Below are 21,555 nucleotides of genomic sequence, written 5' to 3'. Positions count from 1 at the left end.
CAACGAGCGCTGCTGAGGCAGACGGTAACAGAACAAGGTTCGGCTGTCGCCGCTCATGGCGTGCTTTTTGCCGGGACCCGGGTCAGCGCCTAAGAAGGCGCCTCAAAGCAGTGAAAACACGACAAACCGGCGCCCCGTCCGGGACGCCGGTTGTGCGATATGGAGGCAGAAGTACCGCTAGCGGGTTTCGCGGTGCGCGCGGTGGCAGCGGCAGTTCGGGCAGTACTTCTTCAGCTCAAGCCGATCCGGGTCGTTGCGCCGGTTCTTCCGCGTGATGTAGTTGCGGTGCTTGCACTCCTGGCAGGCCAGCGTGATCTTCGGCCTAACGTCGGTGGCAGCCACTTGGGAGTGCCTTTCTACGTTCGGGACATGGACACACCCGTACCCAGGCCGACCGACCTGGGATTGGGTAGTAGCGGAGGCCGGACTTGAACCGGCGACACAACGATTATGAGCCGTTTGCTCTGCCTGACTGAGCTACTCCGCCTTGGCCGGAAACTCCCGGCCCGTAGAGGATACCCGAAGCTGGGAGCACATTAGTAACTCACCTGATCGGGTGGGGTGCTACCAGTATGCCCCAGGAACCTCCGACAACCGAAATCCGATCATGCCACCTGGGTCTCGCCTGGGGAATCACCCGCGGAGGCCATCGCCACACTAGCAGCCCCCCTTTACCGACGCGAACCTCCGGACCAGGCACGCAGCACCGAACACACCCCGGCGACGCCCGTCCACGCGGTGGTCGGAAGGGCCCCCCGGCGGCCGCCGGCGACGCCCGTCCGTACGGCGAACGGGCGTGCCCCCGGCGAACGCCGGCGGCACGCCTCCACGCGGGGACGACCCGCGCGGGAGACGGAGGGGTGTCCGCGACGGACGCCGACGCAGCGGCGGAGAGGGCCCGCAGCGGACGCCTGCGCCCACCCGGAGGTGTCACGCAGCCGAAGCCAGCGCAGTGGCGAAGCGGACAGACGCGGACAGCCCTGGGCGGACGACCCCGGGGGCGCAAGAGAGTGCGGTGGACACCCGTGCGACCGCGCAAGGGGAGCGCGTGCCGCACGGATGTCCGGCGAGGTGCCGCCCACCTCGACCGCGCTCCGGCTCCTCAACGACGAGCCGCGCCCCACCCGCCCGCCCCTCGGATCCGAGGGCGCATCCGAGCCCTGTCAGCCCCGCGCCTCGGACCCGAGGGGGCCCGGACCGGGCGGGGTCTCATGCCTGGCGTTCGTCGACGCCTACAGCGCCGACGCCGCTGCCCCAGCTTGCGCACTTGCCCTCGGACCGGCCCGAGGCTCCGGGCCCGAGCGTGATCCACGGGCCGACGACGTCCGGGCTCCAGCCGCACGTGATCACGGCGCGGTAGACCCAGGTCTGGCCGGTCGGGTTGTGGCAGTCGGCGCGGCCGACGTAGCCGTCCTCCGGGGCCCGGCCGCTGTTGCACTGGAGGCTGCCGGCCGAGGCGGGGGCGGACGGGATGACAAGCCCGGAAAGGACGGCGGCGACACCTGCGGCGAGTGCCAGTTTCCTGTTCATGTCGTCTTCCTCTTCTGCTCGTTCTGCTTGTGCTGCTCGGGCTTTCGGCGCTGGTCTGCGCTCGAATGCCAGGAAAGCGACCGAGCGCCGGTGTCCAACAGCAGGGCGGACAGACTCGTCCGGAGTCGTCCACAGGCGAGCCTGACTCGGACGTCCCTGAAATCCCTCCGGACACGTACGGTCATCGTTCGTACACTGTCGGACAGAAGAAGGCCGGGTCGGGGAGAGGGGCGATGGGCGAGGACCAGGAAGGCGCGGAACCTGGCGTGGAGTCGGTGAGCTGTCACGAGGGTCTGGTGAGGCTCCTCGCCGAGCAGTTCGCGCGGGCGGACGTGTCGTTGCGGGAGCTCCAGGCACGGGCGGACAGGGCGGGCGGGCCCCGGCTTCCCCGGGCGACCTGTGCGGACATGCTGGCCGGACGGCGGTTTCCGAAGAAGGCGGTGATGGTGACGTTCCTGCGGGCTTGCGGGGTGCCCGAGCATCGAGTGCCGGAGTGGGAGCGGGCCTGGGAGCGTGTGCGGATCAACCGCATGCCCCCGTCCGGCTTCCAGCTCACCCGGATGGCGTTGTCCCCCGGCGTTCCGCCCTTCGAGTATTCCGGGGTTCCTGACGTCGCCTCCGTCCATCCGCACGCCGGTCCCCTCGAGGGGCTGCCTCAGCCGGGTGCCGTGCCTCCTGCGGAGCTGAGCCGGCCGGACGCCGTGCCCGTCGACAGCCGTGCCGAGCTCGGCACGACGCCGCCTGGAGGCCCTGGCCAAGGGGCTGCACCTCTTGTTGGAGGCCCCGGCCATGGGGCTGCGCTTCCCGGATTCTCTGGGTTCCACGAAGGGGCAGAGGGCTCGACAGGCGCTCAGATGGCGATAAGTGGAACACCTCCGGCATCTGCCCCGGCCGCAGCCCCAGCGGCCACGCCCGTCACCCCTTCCGCCGGCGGCGCTCTCCCCGCCGATGGCCCCCTGGTCAAGGACCCCCCAGTCGCAGGTCCCCCGGTCGCCGCACTTCCGGCCGACGGTCCCCCGGTCGCCGCACTTCCGGGCAGCGCACTTCCGGTGGGCGGTCTCCCGGGCGGGGGCCTGCCCAGCGAGGGCCTGCGGGGCGGAGGGCTACCGGGCGAGGGTCTGCCCGGCGCAGGACTGCCGGGCGAGGGACTGTCCGGCGCAGGACTGCCCGGCGCAGGGCTACTGGCCCGGGGCCTGCCGGGCGATGGTTTGCCGGGCGGGAGTCGGCTGGGCGAGGGGCGGCCGGGTGAGGGGTCTCCAGCGGGTGAGGCTCCGGGAGGTGGCCTTTGGGCGAGTGGGATCCCCGTTGACGGGATTGCGGGAGGCGGGGTTTCCGATGCTCTGTCCAGCGGGGGTGTTGCCTTCGGCGCTCCCCCTATGGGCGCTCCCTCCGGCGGCGCGCTTCCAGCCGACAGGCTTCCCGCTGAGGGGAGTTCTGGTGGCGGGCCGCCTGCGGACGAGTTCGGGGCCGCCCTGCCCGGAAGCGGTGTCCCCGCCGCCAGCGGGCTCCCCGCCGGTGTCGCTTCCCTGGTCGATGGTCTTCCCGCCGACGCTTCCCCGGTCGGCGGGGGGCCAGGCGTGCCGGCAAGGGGGGCAGCGGCTCCGGCGGGTGGGGCGGCCGTCACGGCTGGCGGGGCAGCGGCTCCGGCGGGTGGGGTGGTGGTCTCTGCGGGTGGGGTGGGGGCGTCTGCTGGGGGGAGGTGGGGGCGGTGGCGGGGGGTTGGGATTGGGGCTTTGGTGGTGGTGGGGGCGGTCGGGGTTGGGGTGGTGGTCGGGTTGTGGGTGGCGCCGCGGCATGTGCAGCCCTTCGCGCTCGGCCGCCCGGTCTCGGACGACGGGCGCGCGTTCGGCCACGGAGGGGCGAGCCGGTTCACCGTGACCGTGGACCCCGCCAACACCGGCGTACGGCTGATCCGCCGCCTGGACGCCGGCATCTCCATGCAGCAGGCCGCCATCACCGTGAACGGCGCCCCCGCCGGCGCGTGGCACCCCCTGCCCGTCGAGAACACCTACCGCTGGCGGGACCAGTCCGTGGACCTGCCGCCGGCGCTGACCACGGGACGCCGATCGCTGACCGTGCTCAACACCTTCGTCTCCTCCTCACTGGACTTCAACGAGTTCCTCTACGTCGTCAAACAGCAGGTGAGAGGCGTCTGGTCGATCGCCGACACCGTGGACGTGGGGCCGTACCACACCACCAGCGAGGCCGCCCACGGCTACCGGCTCACCGGCCCGCAGACCTTCGCCGACACCCGCCACTTCGCCTACCCGCCCCTCGACGAGACTGCCTAGCGCCGGGCAGCGAACCCGCGGAACGTCCAACGCCGGGCACGCGAAAGCTCCGGACGCTTCCCCGCGTCCGGAGCTTTCAGGTGTGGGCAACCAACCCTCACCGGCCTACTGCCCGCCGGTCCGCATTCTATGCTTTTGTCCGTTTTGCGTAGAGTTGTGGCGTGACACGCTGGCACGGCCCCCGCGGCATCCTCGTCGAGGTCATCACCCTCGGCGCGAGGCAACGCATCAAGGTCACCCAGACGGTGAACGGCCGCCGCTACCTCCTCGGCTACTACGGCACCATCGCCCAGATCGTCCACCACGTGGACCTCGCCGACCTGGTCGAGGTGATCGACCTCCCCGCCTTCGCGTCCCGGAAGGCCAGAGCATGAGAGCCGCACAACCGAGAAGCCGCCCCTCCCCGCACGGGGAAGAGCGGCTCGCCCGCAGGACCTACAGGTCCTTGCACCACATCCATTTGCCGTCGATCAGGCATTTGTGCCAGCCGTCGTTCGCCGGGTTCCACGCGTAGGCGGGGCTGCTCGCCACGCTGATCGTCAGCACGGTCGAGACGGAGAGCAGGATCAGAGCCAGCGCCCGGCGCACACCACGGGCCGCGAACATGTTTCTCATGACCGTCATGGAACACGCCGGCGCTTGGAGCCTTCTTGGGGCCGGCTGAAGCCCCGAAACAAGCGCATCCCAACCCAACCCGCACAACGAAAAACGCCCGGTTCCAAGTCACCTTGGCCGGGCGTCGTATCTGCTCATTACAAGAGCCCCCAAACGGAATCGAACCGTTGACCTTCTCCTTACCATGCAGATTCGGCCAAGGAGGCGACCAGCACTTTTCGGTGTTGATGCAGGTCAGAGTGCCTAGATTTATCAGCCATCACCAAGCAACCGAGATCATTATCTGAAGATCATCGCGAATCCATCGCGAACGCGCGATGGCCCGTCTCCGCGCGGCTCACCGGCTAGGCCACTCCTCGGGCGGCGTCACAAACGTCCCCTGAGACTGGACCATCACCGCGTAGCCCTCCTCTTCGAGGTGTTCCAACGCATGCAGGGCCGTGTTCCTGCCGACTTCGAACTCCTGCATCACCGTGCGGATGGACGGCATACGACTCTGCGGCGGGTACTCGCCGCTGACAATGCGGCTCCGCAGCGTCTCCGCGACGTGCTCCCACAAGTGCGGTGGTCGCCACTTGATCATGAAACGAACGTAGTGGTCCCCCGAAGACCCCAGTAAACCGGGCAAATCCTAGGTGGTCCTAGGTCGTCCCAGGTGTACCCATAACGAACCTGGGTAGATCGGAACGAAGCGGTGGCGTGGGAGCAGTTCCTCGCGGGGCTGTCGGGCCCACGCCGCCGCACCACATAGAGCGGCCCCGCCTCCTCCAGGAGACGGGGCCGCTCTGCTGCTCCCTGACGGTCAGCTCTTGGGCCAGTCCTTCTTGGGCGACACGTAGCTGCCGCGCTTCTCTACTGTGAACACCCAGCCCTGCTCACGAAGCAGAGCAACTGCCCGGCGGACGGTTCCCTTCGCCACCTCGTACTGCTGCATGAGCGTCTTCTCGCTCGGGATCGGCAGCTCAGGCCGCAACTCCCCCGCCCTGATCCGCTCGGCGAGCTCGCCGGCGATCCGCTCGTACGGTTTGGTCGCCTTCGACACGCGAGGGGCATCCTCGGGGCCGACGAACGTCCCACGCCCCGGCACCAGATAGACGACCCCCTCGCTACGCAGTAGCCGGAGCGCCTTGGTCGCCGTGATCCGCGAGACGTCGAACTCGTCCTCGATCTCCTGCTCGCTCGGGACGGCGTGCCCAGGCGGTATCTCACCGCTCTCGATGCGGCGCCTGATCTCGGCTGCAACCTGCTTGTAGAGCGGCACGGGTCCCTCACGATTGAGCACGTGGGCACGGTAGATGAGCTATCTGGTGCCCTATTGAACCACTACATTCTTCTTGTCGAGATCTTAAGAGTCACAGGACAACTTATATCTACTACTAGACCAGATAGCTCGTCTAGGAGTACCTTCAACGGCATGGCCCTCCCCGACTTGCCTAGCCGGGAGAGCCCGGTCACCTCCGGCGGAGATGACGGGCCTCCCCTCGCTACCGAAGACCTCCGTCAGGACGTGCGATGCCCTGATGACCTCCTGACCGGCACCCGCGCTGAGGACGAGCTGATGCTGTTCGAGCGGTGGCGTCGCCTCACCGCGGCCCGGCTCCGCCGCAGCATCGCCCCCTGCACTCCCACGTCCGACTCCAGTCAGCGGACGGGAGACCTGTGATGGGCTTCCTCTTCTGCCTGGCGTGCGGGTCCACCGTCGAGGAGAACGCCGACGGCAAGTGGGAAGGCCCCACCGGTACTGCCTGCCCCAAACGAGCAGGCGGCCACTGGGTGGGGCAGGTCGTCCAGGAACCGGAGGACCAGTGATCCCCCGCGACTACCGCGACGAGTTCGCCGCCATCGCCCCACAGGGGGTCGTCTACAACTTCGAGATCGACGTCGAAGGCGGATGGTGGCTGACCGAATCCGGCCGGCGAGGCCACCAGGAGAAGCCCTGGCGGCCAGCCGAGGACGCTGACGTGCTAGCCGCTGTGACTCTGCTCCACATGCTGAACAAGCTCGGGCCCGTGCCGATATCGGGCGAGTACGCGAGGGCGGCTGCGAGGCTTCGCATCTCTGACCATGCTCTCCGCACCGCTTTGATGCAGAGGGCCTACGGCATCTACCTGCACCATCTGAGGCGCTGACCCCTTAGACCGCCCTCGCCCTGGTAGCCGGAGGGGGATGCCGGGGTGAGGGCACTCAATGCCACCCCTGGGGGAGGTCTCGCGCAGCCAGAACCAGCGCTCTGGCGCCCGCTGCGGGCCGGGACCTCCCCAGGGACGACCCCCTCACAAACGAATAAGGACTCTCCGCCCGGGTTGCCGCCCAGACAGAGAGCCCTGCAACCGGACACTCCCGCGACACCGAGAGAGCCGATCGATGCAGAACCTACTTGAATTAACGGGACCTGTCCCGTGGTACGTCCCATGGACCGCCGGGATTCTCGGGCTGGCCCTGACCGTGTTCCTGCTGCGGGGCCTCTTCGCACAGGGCCGCCGCTGGCTGTCCGGCCGGCCGGTCGAGGACGTCCTGACGATCGTGGCAGCATCGATCGCGACCGGCGTATCCGCCCAAGGCATGTGGCGCTTCTCCGGAGACGTGCTCGGCTTGGACGGGCCGCTACGGCTGCTGCTGTTCGCGTTCGTCGAAGTCGCCATTGTGACCTCGGCCGTCCGCGCCCGCCGCAACATGCGGGAGAACTTCTCCGCCGGCATCGACGGCATCGCCGTGTGGGCGCTCACCGCTCTCACCGCGGTCCTGTCCAGCATGGACGCCCGAAGCCTCCCCGAGGCCGTCTTCCGCCTGGCCGCCCCCCTCGTAGCCGCGTGGCTGTGGGAACGCGGCATGGCCATCGAACGCCACCGCATCCGCGGCACCGGCCGCATCAACTGGCGACTCACCCCCGAACGCATCCTCGTACGGCTGGGCCTGGCCGAAGCGACCGACCGGACCGCGGGCGACGTCGACCGGCAGCGCCGCATCAGTCGGGCCGCCCTCGCCGTGCTGCGGGTGGACGACCAGCAGCAGGCCAAGGACAGCAAGCGCCGCAAGGCTCTCGGCCTGTTTCGCAAGAGGGTCGCCCAGGCCGTCGAGCACGCCAGCCTCGCCTCCGACGAGAGCGCACAGCAGGCGCTGCTCGACCAGATCGACACCCTGCGCAGCGTCGACGCCCTCGTCCAGCGTCAGCGGATCGCCCCCTGGGCCGACCCCGTCACCCAGGAGAAGCGCGCCGAAGCGTTGGCCGCCATCGAGCAGGAGCAGCGCTTCGACTCGGCCGAGGCCACTCAGCGCGCACTCGACCGGGCCGCCCTGACCTTGATGGCGTTGACCGAACGCGTGACCCTCGACATGACCTCGACACAGGTCAACTCTGAGGTCAATGGCAAGGTCAACAACGGCGCCGTTTCCTCCCATCGCGAGGCGGGAAAGTTGACCTTCCCGATGACCGCCGAGTTGACCGCCGGACCGGTCAACGGCGGACTCAACTTCGACGTCAACGACGACGCCTCCTACGACCTCGAACGGCTGCTCTCGACCGACCCGTACATGACCCCGCTGTTGACCGGCGCAGGCGTCAACGAAGAGGTCAACGACGACCCCCGGACCGGCTCAAAGACCCAGGCCATGCGCTCCTTCTGGGACAGCGAAGTCGCTGAAGACCGCTACCCCAGCGTGAAGGATCTCGCCGATCACGCAGGCGCCGATGCCTCCCTCGCCTCCCGTAAGCGCAAGGAGTGGGTGGCGGAGCTGCCGTGGCGTCAGCGCCGCAAGGCCGACCCGAAGCGGAGCATGGCATGAGTGCTCTGCTGCCGTGGCTGGTCCTGACCCTCCTCGTGTGCGGAGTCCGCGAGGTGTCACCCGACGCGCTCACGCCGGCTCAGATTCGCGCTCGACTGCAGGTGTGCGGGTGGCGTCGGATCGTTTGCCGCTCACTCCAGATCGCCATCGTTGTCGCCCTGCTCCTGCTGGCGGCATGCGCCCGGTTCTGCTGGCACGCCCTTCATGGCATTGCCGCCGTCCTGGTAATCCTCGCCGCCGGGATCGGCTCACTCGACCCACCGCAGACACTCCCCTCCTCTGAGGACATCTGATGCTGCTGTCGCTGCTCCTCGTCGGTGTCGCCGCGACGTTGTGGCATCTGATGCGCCGCCCCGCACGAGGAGCACTGAGCGCCCACCGCGAGGGCGGCACCAGCACCGAGCTGGTGCCGGCACCTTCCGTTCCCGAGAGCAAGGCGCCGTGGTTTGTGCGGCTGCCGCTGCCCGTCCTGCTGCTGGTGTGGCCGATCCCGCTCCTGTGGTGGCTGGCGCGCGTGCCCGGGTGGTGGCTGGCCAAGCGGATCGGGAGGCGGCTGTGGCGGCACCGGGACCTGCACGCCGCATGGTGGGCATGCTCGGCGCTGTACGTCCTCGCTGCCGCCGCTCACCTGCTCGGCGCGCCGTGGGCTGCTGTCGCCCTGACGATGGCTTGCCTGGCCGCCGCGGCGCGCGTGCTGGTGGACCGTACAGGCGTGCTCCCCGTGCAGGCCGACACGGTAGCCGGAGCCCTAGTGGTGCTCGGCGCGTGGATGACCGCGGCCACCGCGTGGGGGCCGAGTGAAGTCATCAACGGGATATGGCTTGCCCTCACCGCGGCGGTGCTCGCCGCCTGGTGGCTGCCGCGTGATGTGCGCGCGTGGCGGCACCTGCGCGAGCGCGTCCGCAACTGGGCCGCGGCCCTGCCGATGGTCTTCGCCGCGAACGGGTTCGCCGGCGTCACCGTCACCCGACCCGAAGTGACCGGCACCGGCCAGGTGGCGTTCCCGCTCCGACTGCCGGTGAACGTCACCCGTGAGGACATCGACAAGCCTGCCGCCCGCCGCCACATCGAGACGGGGATGCACTGGCCGAAGGGCAGCATCCGCGACATCAGGCAGGACCCCAAGCACACCTCCTCCGCCCGCGTGGTGCTGGTCTGGCAGGAAGGCCGCATCGAAGCGCGGACGGTCGCGTTCGACCCTCCGCAGATGCCGCGAACTGCCTACGACGGGGTGTGGCTGGGCTGCACAGACGACGGAGAGCCGTTCTACGTCTTCCCGTTCGTGGAGGGCTACGGCGCGGTCCACGGCCTGTACGGCGGCAAGACAGGCTCCACCAAATCCAACCTGCTCCGCCTGCGCGCCCTGCTGGCCGCCTACACGCCGAAGCTCATCTGGGTGATCGACCTCAAGTCCGGCGGCAAAGCGTACGCCCACCTGCTGCCCCGAATCGACCGGATCGCCGTGACGGAGGAGCAGGCCGCCGAGATGATGGCCGACGCTGCCGCAATGATCCCGCTACGGGCCGAGCTGCTGCTGCCCGAGCACAACCAGGTCCTTCCAGCTACCCGAGACTGGCCCGCCGTAGAGGTGTTCGCCGATGAGGTACGCGTCATCTGGGCCAAGACCCGCAAAGCCGCGGCGTCGACCGTCGAGGACACCAACAAGGTGACGTCCGAAGGGCGGGCGTTCAACCTCGCCGTCCACGGCGCCACCCAGTACTTCAATCAGGACTCGGTGCACCCGAAGCTGCTGCCGAACTTCACCACGAGCTTCGCCGGCCGGACCCGCAACGACGCCGACTCCCAGTTCCTGCTGCGTGGCTGGAACCGGTTCCGGACGAGCGAGCTGCCCCCTGGAGCGTTCTACGTCCAGTCGTCTGGCTCTGATGACACGACCTTGCTGTTCACGCCTGAGGTGACGGACGTGATGTTGATGGAGGCCGCGGCAGCAACGGAAGGCATCGCCCCCACGCTGGAGTCCTCGACCGCGGAACGGCTTCCGTACTACCGCGACAGGTGGGCGGGATTGCCGGACACGCTGCTGCAGCATGCCAGCGACGCGCAGCGGGAGATGGTCCGCCAGGCCCGGGAGCGCCGCGCCGTCCGAAGAGGGCCCCGAGTAGCCGCGGCCGATGAGCGGCGCCTGGTGGTGACAGAGGCGATCGAGCCGCCCGACGAGTTGGGAGCGCTCACCACAGAGATCACCGATCCGCACCTGCGCGCCCTGGTGGCAGTCCACCTCTCCCCCGGCTTGGTGACCACCGCGATGTCCAACGACGCCGTATCGCCTCGTAGCCGCGCGTGGGCGAGCGCACGGCGGGCGGCCTGGCGGCGCAGGGGACTGATCGAGCAACCGAAGCAGGGGCAGTGGCGGCGAAGCGCGGGGGAGCGGGAGCTGGTCGCGGGCGCGCTGGCGGCGGAGGAGGAGCTGCGGTCGGGGCGAGCCGAAGGGGGAGACGACCCCAAGCCGGCCGAGGGAGGCCGACACGCCCACCTGCGGATACCCCCAGATGACCCCTCGGGCAGGGGTGGGGAGGCCCAGGTAGAGGGTGGGTCCGACTCGGCCCTACCACTGGAGTCCCACGCCCCCGGGAGGCGGGGACAGTGACGGATAGTGAGCCTCTCTCCCCCGGCGACCGCCCCTCCCGCTCCCGGGCCTCTCCACACGTGCGCGCGTACGCGGGGGGTGGATGTCCAGACGGTGTCTCCTGGACATCGCTCGTAGACATCTCGTGGACATCCTGCGAACTACTCAAAGTGACGAAGGAGACCTCATGTTGATCGACGCGCTGGCCGACCTGGACGACTACGTGACCGCCGCCTCGTGGATGGACGGCGCACTCTGCGCCGAGGCTGATCCAGAGGCATGGTTCCCCGAGCATGGCGCCCCAGCCGGCCCCGCGCAGACCATCTGCCACGCCTGCCCTGCCCGCGCTGCCTGCCTCGCCTACGCCCTCGCTGAGGACATCCCGTTTGGCATCTTCGGCGGCCTCACCCCTGCAGAGCGCCAGCGCCTGCAGCCGCTTGACCTTGCTGCCTGAGGTTCGTGAGCCCCCGGCCTTCCCACGATGGGGCCGGGGGCTCGCCACGTCCGGAACATGTGTCCGTTTTGCGTAGATTGAACGGGTGACACGCTGGCACGGCCCCAACGGCATCGAAGTAGAGGTGATCGTCCTCAACGTCGCCCCGCTCTACAAGGTGAGCCAGACCGTGAACGGGCGCCGCTACCACGTCGCCTACGCCGCCACCATCGAGCGGCTAGCTGAGCACGTGGACCTCGCCGACCTGGTCGAAATCTACGACTTCCCTGCGATTGATCAAGCCTCCGCCGCAGGATGAGCAGGTGAGCGACCTACCTCCCGAGGACGACCCGGACCTGCAGCCAGTCTGGGCCGACATGACCACAGAAGAACGCCTCGCCTACCTCCTGGCCGAACTGGAGAAGCCGCCCACAGGTCTCACGGAGGCAGCGCAGCAGAGGCTCGCCGACGGCCTCGACACCTGATCAGGCTCTGGCAGCCTCGCGCAGCCGGGCCTGCACCTTGATCCGGTCGCCGGCCTCGACGTCCTTCCAGAACGGGTGCCGGTGGATCCGCTCCACGATCTGCAGCCGCTCCTCCCGGGCCGCGGCGAGGGCCTGGCGCTGCTCGTCGCTCAGCTCGGCCTCCAACGCTGCTACAGCGACGGGGGACGGCTCGGCGGCTACCAGCTCAGCGCAGCGCTCCTCAGCCCGGTAGAACGCTCGCTGCGCCTCGATCAAGTCGACGGGCAGTTCGTGGTCGGCCATGCGGATCTCCCCCGGTGCGTGGTGTTTCGCCAGGATCCTACGACCGAACGAGTGTGCGACACGACGAGCTTCACCTTCGCTGGGGCTCCATCTTGTCTCGACTGTTATCGAGTTCTTGGCAACGTGTCGGCGTAGCGTTTCGTCCAATCTCCGCGATGCCGTAAGAGCAGGGAAAACAACCAGCAGCGATCAACGTGTAGCAGCACCGGCCAGTGTTTTCTGTCTCACATCGAGGTTATCTTGACTGCAAGAGACCAATTCGAGTGGCTCGTCGGGGGTCGAAGAGGAGGTCGTGATGGCGTTACTGCAGCATCCAAGACACGAGCAGCCAGAGGATGTCGAAGTAGTCGAACTGAGTGCCAACGAGTACGAGGAGGCCAAACAGACGGCTCTGAACGCGCTCGGAGTCACGTATGACGAGTTGGCGCGACAGGCTAAAGAACGTAGGTTCGCGTCGCTCAGGCACAGGAAGCTCTGGCTCCTCATCCGCGAATACTGACGTCGCGAAGGTTCACCAGGAGGCTCGTAAGTTCGGCGAGTACGTCCAGCACACGCTGAACGCCACCGTCTGTGATCACGTGCGGATCACGGCGATGGTCTCTCCGCGAGATCGCGACATCGTCATCGTCGCGAAGGGACTGTCGAAGACATCCCTGGATAGCGAGCCCTTCCCCCTACGCCCCGTACCACGTACTGCCATCCGCGCTTGGATGGATATGTCCTTCCGGTTCTGCTACGACCCCGAAGGCGAATACTTCACCGTCCTGTCATCCTTCGTCGCGATCTACGGCGACGAACTCGGCGACACGTGCCTGTGCCACTTCGACTACGAACGCAACAAGGCAGACGGCTACCCAGAGGCTCACATCCAGGTGTACGGCCAATCCCCCGTCCTCGACGCGTGGGGCGGCCCGCTGCTGGAGCGCGGCCTTCACCGCCTCCACTTCCCTGCCGGCCATCGGCGCTTCCGCTGGTGCCTTGAGGACGTGATCGAGTTCGTGATCGCCGAGCGCATGGTGGACGCGAAACCGAACTGGAAGGACGTCATCGAGCCGGGCAGGAAGAAGTTCCATCAGATGCAGTTGAAAGCGGCCATCCGCCGCGACATCGACACAGCTATCAAGTACCTGGAGGGCGAGGGGTACACCGTGACTCCACCCGAAAAGTAGCCCGGAGCCCTGTCCGCATCCGGACAGCAACTCCCGGCAACTTCCCGCAACCGGCTGGCGTCTCACCCTTGTCACGTTCCATCCCCCACGCATCTGGAGTCCCTAGTGCTCAGACGCCTGCTCGTGTCCGCCGCCCTGGTCAGCTCGGCGCTCGCCGTCCCCGCAGTCGCCGTGCCGGCCTCGGCAGCGGTTCAGGTCCACGCCGCCTCTTCCACGTCCGCTTGCACCTACCAGCGGTCCGGTAACCACTGGAGCTGTGTCACCCCTGGCGCGTACTGCCCGGCCGCCGCCCGAGGTAAGTACGGGTATGCGAAGGGGACCAACCGCCGGTACAAGTGCAGCGAGTACAGCAACCACCAGTGGCGGTGGAAGCGCGCCTGAGCTAGGCGAACGCAACGAAGCCCCCGTCCGATCCGCGAGGACCGGGCGGGGGCTTGTCGATTCAGGACGTCACATCTGGTCGCCGACCTCCGGCAGGCGCTGGTCAGGACACGCCTCGCCCAACGCCGTCAGCGCCTGCTGCTCGGCTGTATCGATGGAGAGGGACCACCGCATCTTGACCGCGGTCCATTCGGCCGCGTACCGGCAGCGGGCCGGCTCGTACGGCGGCTGCCACGTGGCGGGGTCTTGGTCGGCTTTCGACCTGTTGCTTCGGGCTGTCACTGCGACCAGGTGCCACGACTCGTCCAGATCGTTGGCGTAGTCCCGCCGCTGGTCGGATGTCCAGTCGTAGGCGCCACTGTCCCACGCCTCTGCCAGTGGCACCAGGTGGTCGACATCGAGCCCGCTGGCGACGTTGACGGTCTGGTCGTCGTAGTAGCTGTACCAGGAACCGCCGGTCAGCGAACATCTCTCGCCCACTGCGGGCGGTTCGATGGCTTCCTCCAGGAGGACTTCGGCTCTGGTGTTGCATCCGTCTCGGTCGGCGTCGATCCAGTGCCGAAATGCGGTGCGCTGGTAGCCCTCGCGTCGCTCGTCGGCGACGGGGAGTTCGGCGACTGCATCAGCCAGCAGCGGTCCGAGTCGGTGTGTCTGGGCGGTCGCGGCGGTTGCGGCGGGGGCGGCGGCTACCACCATGGAGGTGGCGAGGAGGATGGCGGCGGCCATGGCCATACGACGCGGGGGGTGTGACATGCTCCGACCCTTCATCTGACTACAGCGAGAGACGATTAGGTCACTCACTGTAGCGATGAGTGGGTGTGCGGTTACTTAACGCAAAGGTGACAGGAGCCTCCCGCCCACGCGGCCCGCCGCCCCCGAAGGGGCAGTATCACTGGTCACGAAGGGTCCGCAGCGTAGCGGTAACGCAGGTTCCATTGATACGTCGGCATGACATAGGTGGTGACCTTGACGGCCCGGTCGTCCGCCGTCCACCCGACATGGAAGATCTCGTACACCCACTGATCAGGGATCATGCGGAGGAAGCGAGCCTCATCAGGAGTGGGCGGCCGGACTCGGATGTTCTCCTCAAGCTCGACCTGAGCATGCCCCAGTTCGGCCAGGCGGCTGCTGATCCCGCCGACTCCAGGGTCTGGTTCGGCGATTGGTGTCCCGTCGGCGATGGAGCGGGGGATGTAGCTGATCGCGATCTGGATCGGGACGTCTTCGGCCTTCATGCGTCGCGCCCGGACGATGACGCTGTCGATGCCGGCGTCGACGCCCAAGACTTCGGCGACCTCCGGAGGAGGCTGACCGGGCCCGACCGTGTTGGCGGAGTTCAACTCGTACCCGAGCTGGGCCAGCTCGCTCGCCAAGGAGCCCCGTACACCCCCGCGTTCGCGATGGGCGCGGGTGTGCCGTACCGCGGCGTCGCGCAGTAGTGGCGGCAGCTTGTGGACGTAGGTCCCCACGCCCATGTGCACGTAGACCAAGCCCTCACTCTTCAAGATTCGCAGGGCCTTGTTCACGGTGGCCCGGTTCACGTGGAGTTCTTCGGCAAGCCGGTCTTCGTTCGGGAGCAGGGTGCCGCGGGGGTAGACGCCGTCATTGATGGCCTGGCGGATGGTGGCCGCCACGTCGCGATAGCTGCCTGATGTGATCACGACCCTCACCCTAGCGGAAGTATGTACTACATACTCATTGACCGCCTTCCACCTGCAGTCTATGAAGTATGTAGCACATACTCACCCAACGTAGCCGGCCTTCGCTGGCTCGCCCCCTTCCCCGCCGCCCACCAGGAGAATCAATGCTCAAGTCCACGCTGCCAGCGGAGATCACCAGCCCGAACAACGTCCTGGCCAACGCCATGACCCGAAGCATCGACATGATTCGTCCCCGCCTGCAGGCCACCAGCCCAGACCTGGTCGCGATGTGCGTCGGTACGCAGATCAACGGCACCCCGCACCTCGGCACCGCCCTGGTCCAGACGGCCGCCTTCCTACTCGCCGAGGCCGTCCGCAAGGAGTTCGCCGTGGACGTGGTCGTCCGGTTCGGCGCACTCGACAACGCCCCCCACGAGGTCGTCACCGACCCCGGAAGCGGCCACACCTACCAGCGGACCTACCACCACGCCCTAGGCGCCGGCGGCGTCCGAGATCTCATGGTCACGTACTACCGCGATCTGTTCGAGGCGCTGTCCGCCACTACCGGCGTGGACTACGAGGTGCAGACCTACACCACCCAACAGGCCGCCCCCACCTTCCGGCACGAGTTCCTCTCCACGCTCCGACGACTCGACCAGATCCGCTGGCCGCTGGCCCCGTCCCACGGCCACGCACACCTACGGTTCCCCTGCCCGAAATGCGGCTGGGCCGAGAAACGCGCCGAACGCACCAAGCTCATCCACACCGGATCCGGCGGCGCTACCTTCGCGGCGGTGTGCCTCACCCACGGGGAGTACGAGGTGTCCGTCACCCCCGAGTCCAGCGCCTACGTGGACCTCTCGACCCTGTACCGCAACCTGGTCAAGGAACGGATGGCGGCGCGTGACGACGTCACCCTGTCTGTCATGGTCAAGGGCGGCGACTGGGCGTACGGCTCGCAACTGGTCGACGAAGCCGCCGCGCAGATGCCCGGCCCACCGCTCCCGCCTCGCGTGTTCACGCCGATGGTGCTGACAGACACCGGCGCCAAGCTCTCCAAGAGCTTGATCCGCGATGGCGTGGTTCCATCTCCGCCTGGTGCTCGCGAGTGGATGCTCAATATCACTGCCTGGCCAGGCAGTGTCGAGTCATTCGCTGACGCGATGGTGTGGCTGGTCGGCAGAATGCTTGACGACCCGCGCAACTTCTACCGGAGCTACACCGCTCAGGAACTGGACCGGATCATGGCCAATCGCCCAGCCCACGAGCCGCACGTACCCGCCCGACGGATGAACCTGTACCGGCAGTACTTCGACCTGGTGGCCAACGGCAGCAAGAGCATCGAGGTGCGGGTGCAGTACCCGAACCTGCGCAACCTGGCCGCGGGAGATTCCATCACCTTCGTGTGCGGCGATGACGAGGTCGCAACCAGGGTCAAGCGGGTGGCCCGGTACAAGACGTTCGAGGAGATGCTCGATACGGAGGGTGCCGAGCGGGTCAACCCGACGTCCTCGCGCGAGCAGCAGCTCGCCAACATCCGCCGCATCTACGGGCCAGAGAAGGAAGCGCTCGGAGTTCTGGCCATCGAGATCGAGCGCGTACAGCCCTGAACAACACAAAGCAGCCCCCGCCCCCTCCCGAAGGAGGAAGCGGGGGCTTGCTCGTCACTGCGACCACTCAACCTCTTGCATAGTTCGCCCATGCAATGCATACTTGAGCTATGCAGCCAGCGACGGTTCTTAACCCCCTCGGTCTCGACCTCATCGACACCACCGGGTACGCGCCGCTCCACGAGGTCCGCGACGAGGACCACCGTGACGCCATCGCCGCCGACATGCGCGAGCAGGGCTGGAATGGCGCCCCGCTGGTCGTCCTCCCCGACTACGCGCTCTCCCTGACCGGGGTCCACCGCCGCGCTGCTGCCGAACTCGCAGAACTCGACGAGATCCCCGGCGTCTCCCTCGAAGCAATCTTCGAAGCCTGCGGCCTCGACATGTGGAAGCTGATCAACGACGACGAGGCGTACGCCGCCGCCTCTGCGTACTACGACTTCAGCCGCCTGGTCGAAGACCACCTGCCCGCCGACGTCATCGAGACGTACGGCCTCGACCAGCACTGATGCCCAGGCCGTGGAGAGACACATCCTGGCATGGCAGATTCGTGAAGCTTGTGGGCGAAGGTATGGGGTTCCGGGATGCCGCCCGCGCTGTGGGCGTCTCCCACCCAACCGTCTACAACCATCTCAGGGCAGATCCCAACTTGCGGGCGCAGATTGCTGCGGTGCGGCGAGACCAAGAACAGGGCCGTGTCCGTCGCGGGTGGAGCGACACCTCCTGGCACGCGGAATTCGTACGCCTGCTTGCCAGCGGCATGGCGCTCACGGATGCCGCACGCTCCGTAGGAATCCACCGATCGAACCTGTACACACACCTGGAGAAGTTCCCCAACCTTCGCGCGAAGGTGGACAAGATCCGCGAGCAGAGATTCCGAGCGAGGGAAGAGGAGAAGGAGCGCAAGGCCGCTGAGCAGGCGAAACCTAAGGTCATCGCCGTTGACACATCGTGGTACGCCCCGTTCTTGGACGCGCTACGTGCTACGGGCGGCAACTTCAAGGAAGCCAGCGCGGCATCCGGCGTCCACTTCGTGCGGATGTATCGCCGCAGGCGTACCGACCCCGAGTTCGAGCGGCAAGTCCGCGAGGTCCTTCGAGGTCTTGCTCCAGGAATGACACCCGAGGCGCGACGACGCCTCCTCATTCGGCTATCCCAAGGCGCAACTCTTCAGGACGCCACCGAAGCGGCAGGGCTGACGAAACACCAGGTGCAGAACGCCCGAGCCGAAGACCCGAAGCTAGATCAGGACATCATCGCCAGACTTGGCCGCGCCTCGCTCAGGCATGACGACCAGGACGAACGAGCCCGACTGCTCGCCAACCTCGAATCGGGCATGTCCCTGAAGAGCGCTGGTGAGGCCGCAGGCATCCCGCGCCCCACGGTGCAGCGCTGGCGGCGCTGCGACGAGGGGTTCGACCGGGCCGTTGTCGAGGCAGCGCGAGCCGGGGGCACGACGCTGCGCCTCTACCCCCGGCTCCTCTGCCCCGGCCCGCGCTGTGGCACGAAGACCGGCTACGACTACGGCTGCGGCGAGGAGCCCTGCCGAACAGCCGCCGCCGAACAGGTGGCGCGATCTCGACGCGAAAGGAAGAACCGCCATGCCTGACCCGAGCAGCACCTTGGGGTATGAGGCCGAACCGAGCGACGTCAAAGCGATCGTCTCGGCGCTTATGGCCGAACTGAAAGAGATCACCGACGACCCCGCCGAACTGTATAGCCGTCTGACGTCCGAGCAGGCGCTTTACGAGGGCGTCGTGAAGCGCCTCACGGAGCTACGCGAGACGACGGTGGCCCGCATGAACGTCGGGGACGGCACCGGGAGCCGTGAAGGGCGGATGAGCTACCAGGAGATCGCCGACCTCATCGGTAAGAGCCGGGCCTCCGCTCAGCAGATGGTTGAGCGCGGTCGAGCCCGGCTGTAGCCGTACAACGCAAAGAAGCCCTCGCCCTCCCGAAGGAGAGCGAGGGCTTCTTGCTGGATCCCCACCGCTGTACCGCTTACGCGGGTGCCACAGCGTCCCGTGGCAGAGGCGGGCACAGTCAGGCTAGTACGGGCGGCCGACAGCCTTCGGGCTGGACACCTGTCGCACGAACAGGCTGAGGCCCGTGGCGACGATCGCCATGATGGCCGCGGTCTGCTCACCCGACAGGGACAGCCCGAACACCAGCGCCAGCGTGATGCCCGCCTGGGAGAAGCCGAGCACCGCAGAGTGCAGAGACGAGCCGCCATCCGCAGCGCGGGTGACGAACGCCGTCCACACACCGATCGCCGCCGCGGCAATCGCGTTAATCGCACCCACCTGGTCAGAGGTGAGGGGCAGCACGAACGCCGTCAGCAGCTGCAGGGCGGCGGAGACGAACCCGAGGATGACCGCGGGCTCACGGCCGAAGATCTTCATGCGAGCCTCCTAGGGCTTGACGGTGTAGCCGTTGTCGAAGTCGTACGCGAACGACTCCGAGTTGGCGCCGAGGGTGATCCAGGCGGTGTCGCCGCCGTTGCCCCAGATGTGACCGTGATAGCCGCACCGCGAGTCCATGTAGACGGCGTGCACCGTCCCGCCCGCAGACACAGACGGCGTACCAGCACCGGAGTAGACGCGGATCGTGTGCCCGGCAGGCAGCAGCACATTGCCGTCGATCGGAGTGATGCCGGGCAGCGACGTCACCTTGTAGGTGTTGCAGCCGCGCGGGTTGTCGTCGGCGCCCTCGTGGGACTTGCCCCACTGGTCGGCGACGACCAGGCCGGTCACGTTGACGGCCCGGCCAGCGGTCGCGTCCGCCTTGACGTCCACGAACTCCTGGTTGCGGTTGTAGATGGTGTCCGGCCCGTACGCGTTGTAGCCAACCTGCGTGATCTGCACGCCCGGCACGTCAGCGGAAGCGGACGCCGGCGCAGCGCCGACCAGGCCGGCGGCGAGAGCGGCAGCGGACAGGAGAATGGCGCGCTTGGTGATGCACATCGAGGATGCTCTCTTCTATCAGGGGACATGCGAAGGGCGGCCCACATCTGGCAGGCCGCCCTTGTGTGAGCTCGAAGGCTCGTCAGTTGCATTCATCGACGAGGCCAGGCGCACGCCCGGTCTCGTTCTGCTCCTCCGCGGGCTCGGGATGCCGCGGAAGAGACGTCTGGTACGGCCACCAGGCCGCGAAGAGGCCGTCGCTCACGACACCCTCAGCAGAGCGGCGTAGGTGAGCGGCCCAACAACGCCGTCGTCGGCCAGCTTCGAGCGGCGCTGGAACGCCTTCACGTCCTCACACAGCGCCGCATCGAAGACCGTCTTCTCCTGCCACGAGCGCAGCCCAACAGCGCCGCCGTACACCTTCTCGTTCAGCCCGCCGCGGGCGAACAGCAGCGCCCGGACCGTCTTCACGTCGAAGCAGTCGGCGCCGATCGACAGCACAGGCAGGTCCTTCACGATGTCCTCCGTGGGGTTCTTGGCCGGCGCGTCGACCAGCTCGGCGGGCATGCCTGCGTTCACCCACGCCTGCAGCCTGGAGCCAGGGCATTCGGTCGGGTAGCGGTCGCCGTGGCCGAGCTTCTTCAGCGGCCGTCCGGCCTTGCGGCAGGCTTCGTCGTACAGCCAGCGGATCGACCTCTTCGCCGCGTCGGTCGGGCTGTTCTCGCCGATGTAGGCGACACCGATCCCGGTCCTGTTGTGGTCCGGGCAGTGGGCGCCGACGACGAGCCAGCCGCGGCCCTCGTAGATGACGCCGTCGTCGTCGACGAGCCAGTTGTATCCGATGTCCGACCAGCCTCGGGAGGAGCCCATGTGGAAGTCCTGGATCGACCTGAGGGTCTGAGTTGGAGGGCCGTCGGTGTGGTGGACGAAGAACTCAGTCCGTACACTCCAGGGCACCGTGAGCCGGTTCTTCGGATCGCGGGCGTTCCAGCCCGCGCGGGCGATGACCTTCACAGCGCCTCCTTGTGCTTGCGGCGCTTGGCACGCCAGGTCTTGAGGATGATCAGAAGACGCCAGCCGAGCACCACCGGCAGGCCGACGAACGCAATCGACCGCGCAATGCGGATGGCCTCGACGTCGGGGAACCAGACCCGCAGCGCCCACAAGCCCGCCAGTGCCGCCAGTTCGGCCTGGAACGCCATCACATGCCTGCCGGCGGCCGTCTCCCACCAGCGGGCAAGCAGCGCTTGAGAGACCACGCACGCGAACGCGATCAACGCGGTGACGACCAGGAGGACGTTCCCGATCAGATACAACGGGTCATGCATGGCCGCCTCCGAACGCGTCGTCGAGCAGCGCGGCGAACCCGTTCGATTCCCGCAGTTCGCGCAGGCGTTGGGTGATGGACCGGGTTCGTTTGGCGCGTTCGCGTGCCTGCTGTAGTTCCTGCTGGGCGCGGAGTTTCGACTCTGCGGCGTCCTGTTCGGCCCGTCTCAGCTCTTCTTCTGGCGTCATGGGTGAGCCTCGCTCTGGCGCTGCTTGATCTCTTCCAGCAGCGCCATTGCTGTCCGGCTGCCCTCTGCTGCTGCCTGCAACTCCGCCCGGGTCTCTTCCGCATGCGCCTTGCGGGTCAGGTCGTGGGCGGCGCGTTCGGTTTCGTAGAGCTTGCGCCACTGCTCGGCTTCTTTGGCGAGCCGGTCAACGGAGGGCTTCGGCGCGATCCAGCCTTTGAGGAAGAGGACGAATGCGACCCCCGCACAACCGGCCTGGAGGAGAACGCCGATGATGTTCGGGTCCTGCACACGCACACCTTCGATCTTGAGTTGGGGTTGGGGGTGCCGTCCCG

Annotated in this window: 31 protein-coding genes and 1 tRNA gene; 17 read left to right on the top strand and 15 right to left on the bottom strand. The window is 67.6% G+C overall.

The features are described 5' to 3' along the window. Nucleotides 1–177: 177 nt before the first annotated feature. The 3 genes from rpmG to ACIBQ6_RS22360 form a co-directional block, all read right to left on the bottom strand. A complete protein-coding gene (rpmG, locus tag ACIBQ6_RS22370; RefSeq protein ID WP_019632658.1) occupies nt 178–342 on the bottom strand; it encodes a 50S ribosomal protein L33 in 165 nt (54 codons plus the stop codon). Between the two features lie 71 nt (nt 343–413). Next, nucleotides 414–487 (bottom strand) — tRNA-Met (locus ACIBQ6_RS22365). Nucleotides 488–1,209: 722 nt separating this feature from the next. After that, the gene (locus ACIBQ6_RS22360; protein WP_357966825.1) at nt 1,210–1,530 is read right to left on the bottom strand and encodes a hypothetical protein; all 321 of its coding nucleotides are present in this window, start codon (nt 1,528–1,530) and stop codon (nt 1,210–1,212) included. Nucleotides 1,531–3,263: 1,733 nt separating this feature from the next. On the opposite strand from ACIBQ6_RS22360, the gene ACIBQ6_RS22355 reads away from it, so the two are divergent. Continuing rightward, on the top strand, nt 3,264–3,821 hold the full coding sequence (locus ACIBQ6_RS22355) for a hypothetical protein (protein ID WP_397214128.1): 558 nt from the start codon (nt 3,264–3,266) through the stop codon (nt 3,819–3,821). A gap of 161 nt (nt 3,822–3,982) precedes the next feature. Further along, nucleotides 3,983–4,195: a hypothetical protein gene (locus ACIBQ6_RS22350; RefSeq protein WP_358289744.1), complete on the top strand. Its 213-nt coding sequence runs from the start codon at nt 3,983–3,985 to the stop codon at nt 4,193–4,195. A 61-nt stretch (nt 4,196–4,256) separates the two neighbouring features. On the opposite strand, the gene ACIBQ6_RS22345 is transcribed toward ACIBQ6_RS22350, so the two are convergent. The 3 genes from ACIBQ6_RS22345 to ACIBQ6_RS22335 all read right to left on the bottom strand — a co-directional run bounded on the left by ACIBQ6_RS22345 (nt 4,257) and on the right by ACIBQ6_RS22335 (nt 5,718). Next, entirely contained in the window at nt 4,257–4,436 is a 180-nt protein-coding gene (locus tag ACIBQ6_RS22345; protein ID WP_352320986.1) for a hypothetical protein, read from the bottom strand. A gap of 337 nt (nt 4,437–4,773) precedes the next feature. Next, nucleotides 4,774–5,019: a winged helix-turn-helix domain-containing protein gene (locus tag ACIBQ6_RS22340; RefSeq protein ID WP_397214126.1), complete on the bottom strand. Its 246-nt coding sequence runs from the start codon at nt 5,017–5,019 to the stop codon at nt 4,774–4,776. A gap of 219 nt (nt 5,020–5,238) precedes the next feature. Continuing rightward, nucleotides 5,239–5,718: a GntR family transcriptional regulator gene (locus ACIBQ6_RS22335; protein ID WP_397214124.1), complete on the bottom strand. Its 480-nt coding sequence runs from the start codon at nt 5,716–5,718 to the stop codon at nt 5,239–5,241. Between the two features lie 225 nt (nt 5,719–5,943). Here ACIBQ6_RS22335 and ACIBQ6_RS22330 point away from each other — a divergent pair, with 225 nt between their 5' ends. The 9 genes from ACIBQ6_RS22330 (at nt 5,944) to ACIBQ6_RS22290 (ending at nt 11,724) form a co-directional block, all read left to right on the top strand. Continuing rightward, nucleotides 5,944–6,099: a hypothetical protein gene (locus ACIBQ6_RS22330; RefSeq protein ID WP_397214122.1), complete on the top strand. Its 156-nt coding sequence runs from the start codon at nt 5,944–5,946 to the stop codon at nt 6,097–6,099. Further along, on the top strand, nt 6,099–6,245 hold the full coding sequence (locus ACIBQ6_RS22325) for a hypothetical protein (protein ID WP_397214120.1): 147 nt from the start codon (nt 6,099–6,101) through the stop codon (nt 6,243–6,245). The genes ACIBQ6_RS22330 and ACIBQ6_RS22325 overlap by 1 nt, the downstream gene beginning before the upstream one ends. Beyond that, nucleotides 6,242–6,565 (top strand): hypothetical protein, encoded by a 324-nt coding sequence (locus tag ACIBQ6_RS22320; protein WP_397214118.1) that lies wholly within the window; start codon nt 6,242–6,244, stop codon nt 6,563–6,565. Before ACIBQ6_RS22325 ends, ACIBQ6_RS22320 begins: the two co-directional genes overlap by 4 nt. Before the next feature lie 235 nt (nt 6,566–6,800). After that, the gene (locus ACIBQ6_RS22315; protein ID WP_397214116.1) at nt 6,801–8,219 is read left to right on the top strand and encodes a hypothetical protein; all 1,419 of its coding nucleotides are present in this window, start codon (nt 6,801–6,803) and stop codon (nt 8,217–8,219) included. Beyond that, on the top strand, nt 8,216–8,512 hold the full coding sequence (locus tag ACIBQ6_RS22310) for a hypothetical protein (protein WP_397214114.1): 297 nt from the start codon (nt 8,216–8,218) through the stop codon (nt 8,510–8,512). The genes ACIBQ6_RS22315 and ACIBQ6_RS22310 overlap by 4 nt, the downstream gene beginning before the upstream one ends. Beyond that, nucleotides 8,512–10,827: a hypothetical protein gene (locus ACIBQ6_RS22305; RefSeq protein ID WP_397214112.1), complete on the top strand. Its 2,316-nt coding sequence runs from the start codon at nt 8,512–8,514 to the stop codon at nt 10,825–10,827. The genes ACIBQ6_RS22310 and ACIBQ6_RS22305 overlap by 1 nt, the downstream gene beginning before the upstream one ends. Nucleotides 10,828–10,993: 166 nt before the next feature. After that, nucleotides 10,994–11,260, top strand: a complete 267-nt coding sequence (locus ACIBQ6_RS22300; RefSeq protein ID WP_397214110.1) for a WhiB family transcriptional regulator — start codon at nt 10,994–10,996, stop codon at nt 11,258–11,260. An 85-nt stretch (nt 11,261–11,345) separates the two neighbouring features. Continuing rightward, a complete protein-coding gene (locus ACIBQ6_RS22295) occupies nt 11,346–11,558 on the top strand; it encodes a hypothetical protein (RefSeq protein ID WP_397214109.1) in 213 nt (70 codons plus the stop codon). 4 nt (nt 11,559–11,562) lie between these two features. After that, complete coding sequence (locus ACIBQ6_RS22290) at nt 11,563–11,724, top strand: hypothetical protein (protein ID WP_397214107.1); 162 nt, start codon at nt 11,563–11,565, stop codon at nt 11,722–11,724. Here ACIBQ6_RS22290 and ACIBQ6_RS22285 read toward each other — a convergent pair whose 3' ends face one another. Beyond that, entirely contained in the window at nt 11,725–12,006 is a 282-nt protein-coding gene (locus ACIBQ6_RS22285; RefSeq protein WP_397214104.1) for a hypothetical protein, read from the bottom strand. Nucleotides 12,007–12,301: 295 nt separating this feature from the next. Here ACIBQ6_RS22285 and ACIBQ6_RS22280 point away from each other — a divergent pair, with 295 nt between their 5' ends. After that, complete coding sequence (locus ACIBQ6_RS22280) at nt 12,302–12,505, top strand: hypothetical protein (protein WP_397214102.1); 204 nt, start codon at nt 12,302–12,304, stop codon at nt 12,503–12,505. A gap of 79 nt (nt 12,506–12,584) precedes the next feature. Further along, entirely contained in the window at nt 12,585–13,175 is a 591-nt protein-coding gene (locus ACIBQ6_RS22275; RefSeq protein ID WP_397214100.1) for a hypothetical protein, read from the top strand. Between the two features lie 450 nt (nt 13,176–13,625). On the opposite strand, the gene ACIBQ6_RS22270 is transcribed toward ACIBQ6_RS22275, so the two are convergent. Continuing rightward, nucleotides 13,626–14,282 (bottom strand): HNH endonuclease family protein, encoded by a 657-nt coding sequence (locus ACIBQ6_RS22270; protein WP_397214097.1) that lies wholly within the window; start codon nt 14,280–14,282, stop codon nt 13,626–13,628. A 170-nt stretch (nt 14,283–14,452) separates the two neighbouring features. Next, the gene (locus tag ACIBQ6_RS22265; protein ID WP_397214094.1) at nt 14,453–15,217 is read right to left on the bottom strand and encodes a GntR family transcriptional regulator; all 765 of its coding nucleotides are present in this window, start codon (nt 15,215–15,217) and stop codon (nt 14,453–14,455) included. 143 nt (nt 15,218–15,360) lie between these two features. On the opposite strand from ACIBQ6_RS22265, the gene ACIBQ6_RS22260 reads away from it, so the two are divergent. The 4 genes from ACIBQ6_RS22260 (at nt 15,361) to ACIBQ6_RS22245 (ending at nt 18,731) form a co-directional block, all read left to right on the top strand. Then, entirely contained in the window at nt 15,361–16,806 is a 1,446-nt protein-coding gene (locus ACIBQ6_RS22260; RefSeq protein WP_397214091.1) for an ASCH domain-containing protein, read from the top strand. Nucleotides 16,807–16,916: 110 nt separating this feature from the next. Then, on the top strand, nt 16,917–17,315 hold the full coding sequence (locus ACIBQ6_RS22255; protein ID WP_397214089.1) for a hypothetical protein: 399 nt from the start codon (nt 16,917–16,919) through the stop codon (nt 17,313–17,315). Nucleotides 17,316–17,356: 41 nt separating this feature from the next. Next, a complete protein-coding gene (locus ACIBQ6_RS22250; RefSeq protein ID WP_397214087.1) occupies nt 17,357–18,415 on the top strand; it encodes a helix-turn-helix domain-containing protein in 1,059 nt (352 codons plus the stop codon). Next, the gene (locus tag ACIBQ6_RS22245; RefSeq protein ID WP_397214085.1) at nt 18,408–18,731 is read left to right on the top strand and encodes a hypothetical protein; all 324 of its coding nucleotides are present in this window, start codon (nt 18,408–18,410) and stop codon (nt 18,729–18,731) included. The genes ACIBQ6_RS22250 and ACIBQ6_RS22245 overlap by 8 nt, the downstream gene beginning before the upstream one ends. A gap of 123 nt (nt 18,732–18,854) precedes the next feature. Here the strand turns inward: ACIBQ6_RS22245 and ACIBQ6_RS22240 are convergent, their stop codons facing one another. The 6 genes from ACIBQ6_RS22240 to ACIBQ6_RS22215 form a co-directional block, all read right to left on the bottom strand. Further along, nucleotides 18,855–19,208 carry a hypothetical protein gene (locus ACIBQ6_RS22240; protein ID WP_397214083.1) on the bottom strand — a complete coding sequence of 118 codons (354 nt, stop codon included), beginning with the start codon at nt 19,206–19,208 and terminating at the stop codon, nt 18,855–18,857. 9 nt (nt 19,209–19,217) lie between these two features. Then, nucleotides 19,218–19,670: a hypothetical protein gene (locus tag ACIBQ6_RS22235; RefSeq protein ID WP_397214081.1), complete on the bottom strand. Its 453-nt coding sequence runs from the start codon at nt 19,668–19,670 to the stop codon at nt 19,218–19,220. 300 nt (nt 19,671–19,970) lie between these two features. After that, nucleotides 19,971–20,723 (bottom strand): N-acetylmuramoyl-L-alanine amidase, encoded by a 753-nt coding sequence (locus tag ACIBQ6_RS22230; RefSeq protein ID WP_397214079.1) that lies wholly within the window; start codon nt 20,721–20,723, stop codon nt 19,971–19,973. Then, complete coding sequence (locus ACIBQ6_RS22225) at nt 20,720–21,037, bottom strand: hypothetical protein (protein ID WP_397214077.1); 318 nt, start codon at nt 21,035–21,037, stop codon at nt 20,720–20,722. Before ACIBQ6_RS22225 ends, ACIBQ6_RS22230 begins: the two co-directional genes overlap by 4 nt. Then, entirely contained in the window at nt 21,030–21,224 is a 195-nt protein-coding gene (locus tag ACIBQ6_RS22220) for a hypothetical protein (protein ID WP_397214075.1), read from the bottom strand. Before ACIBQ6_RS22220 ends, ACIBQ6_RS22225 begins: the two co-directional genes overlap by 8 nt. Then, a complete protein-coding gene (locus tag ACIBQ6_RS22215) occupies nt 21,221–21,511 on the bottom strand; it encodes a hypothetical protein (RefSeq protein WP_397214073.1) in 291 nt (96 codons plus the stop codon). The genes ACIBQ6_RS22220 and ACIBQ6_RS22215 overlap by 4 nt, the downstream gene beginning before the upstream one ends. Nucleotides 21,512–21,555: the final 44 nt, after the last annotated feature.

It is taken from the genome of Nonomuraea sp. NPDC049655, assembly GCF_044465465.1.
In the GTDB taxonomy this organism is placed as follows: domain Bacteria; phylum Actinomycetota; class Actinomycetes; order Streptosporangiales; family Streptosporangiaceae; genus Nonomuraea.
This window is presented reverse-complemented; position numbering and strand designations above follow the sequence as displayed.